Origin of the sequence: Bradyrhizobium pachyrhizi (genome assembly GCF_001189245.1) — a bacterium.
Lineage (GTDB): Bacteria > Pseudomonadota > Alphaproteobacteria > Rhizobiales > Xanthobacteraceae > Bradyrhizobium > Bradyrhizobium pachyrhizi.
Window position 1 is genome coordinate 24,850 of the sequence record NZ_LFIQ01000039.1, and the last position, 1,896, is coordinate 26,745.

Genomic DNA, 1,896 nt, shown 5'->3' on the forward strand with positions numbered 1-1,896 from the left:
TGCACCGTCACCGCGGCGGGCTCGCGCCTCCTGGCACAGCGCCTTGCCGCGCCGCTGACCGACGTCGCCGTGATCGCGCGGCGGCTCGATGCCGTCTCGGCCTTCGTCGCGGATTCCGCTGCGCGCGAGGACGTCAGGACCGTGCTCCGCGCGGCACCCGACATGTCGCGCGCGCTGGCGCGGCTCTCGGTCGGCCGCGGCGGCCCGCGCGATCTCGCCAGCCTGCGCGACGGCATCCTCGCCGCCGACCAGGTGCTGGAGCTGCTGGCGCAGCTTGCCAATCCGCCGGCCGAGGTTTCGACCGTGATGGCGGCCTTGCGGCGTCCCTCGCGCGATCTGGCGCAGGAGTTTTCTCGTGCGCTCTCCGAACAGCTTCCGCTGATCAAGCGCGATGGCGGTTTCGTCCGCGAGGGCTATGAGGCCGCGCTCGACGAGAGCCGCAATTTGCGCGACGCCTCCCGCCTCGTCGTCGCCGCAATGCAGGCGCGTTACGCCGAGGACACCGGCATCAAGACGCTGAAGATCCGGCACAACAATGTGCTCGGCTATTTCGTCGAGGTCACCGCGCAGCACGGCGACAAGCTATTCGCGCCGCCGCTGAATGCGACCTTCATCCATCGCCAGACGCTGGCCGGACAGGTCCGCTTCACCACCGCAGAGCTCGGCGAGACCGAAGCCAAGATCGCCAATGCCGGCGAGCGCGCGCTCAATCTCGAGCTCGAGATCTTTGAACGCCTGAGCGCGATGGCGCTCGCGGCGAGCGATGATCTGCGCAATGCCGCGCATGCCTTTGCGATGCTCGACGTCGCGACGTCATTGGCCAAGCTTGCGATCGACGACAATTACGTGCGGCCTGATGTCGACGGCTCGCTTGGTTTTGCGATCGAGGGCGGACGGCATCCGGTGGTCGAGCAGGCGCTGAAGCGCGACGGCCAGCCGTTCATCGCCAACGCCTGCGACCTATCGCCGGCGCCTGCACAAAAATCCGGCCAGCTCTGGCTGATCACCGGTCCGAACATGGCCGGCAAGTCGACCTTCCTGCGCCAGAACGCACTGATCGCGCTCCTCGCCCAGATCGGCTCTTACGTACCGGCGTCGCGTGCGCGGCTCGGCATCGTCGACCGGCTGTTCTCGCGCGTTGGCGCGGCGGACGATCTGGCGCGCGGCCGCTCGACCTTCATGGTCGAAATGGTCGAGACCGCGGTGATCCTGAACCAGGCGAGCGAACGGTCGCTGGTGATCCTCGACGAGATCGGCCGCGGCACGGCAACGTTCGACGGGTTGTCGATCGCCTGGGCCGCGATCGAGCATCTGCATGAGAGCAACCGCTGCCGCACGCTGTTCGCGACGCATTATCACGAGTTGACCGCGCTCTCGGCGAAACTGCCGCGGATGTTCAACGCCACGGTGCGGGTCAAGGAGTGGCAGGGCGACGTCGTGTTCCTGCACGAGGTGCTACCGGGCTCGGCCGACCGCTCCTACGGCATCCAGGTCGCAAAACTCGCCGGCCTGCCGCCGGCCGTGATCACGCGCGCCAAATCGGTGCTGGCAAAACTCGAAGCCCAGGACCGCGGCCAGACCGCGCGCGCTTTGGTCGACGATCTGCCGCTGTTCGCCGTCCCCTCCCGCGCAGCCAGTGAGGACAAACCGCCGAGCGAGGCGGATCTGCTGGTCGAGGCTGTGAAGGCGCTGCACCCCGACGAGATGTCGCCGCGCGAGGCGCTGGATGCTCTGTATGCGCTAAGGGCGAAGCTGCCGAAGCAGTAGCTGCGTAGCCCGGATGCAGCGCAGCGAAATCCGGAAACGCGCTCTCCGTTGCACGACCGCCCCGGATTGCGCTGCGCTGAATCCGGGCTACGGATCATCCTTCCCCTTCCCCCTGAAAGGGGGAAGGTC

1 protein-coding gene is annotated in these 1,896 nt (G+C 67.6%); it reads left to right on the top strand.

Features of this window, described 5'->3' with window-relative positions; translation table 11 throughout:
• On the top strand, window positions 1–1,767 hold a 1,767-nt coding region (gene mutS / locus AKL29_RS04970; protein ID WP_244481762.1), incomplete at its 5' end, for a DNA mismatch repair protein MutS.
• Between the last annotated feature and the right edge of the window lie 129 nt (window positions 1,768–1,896).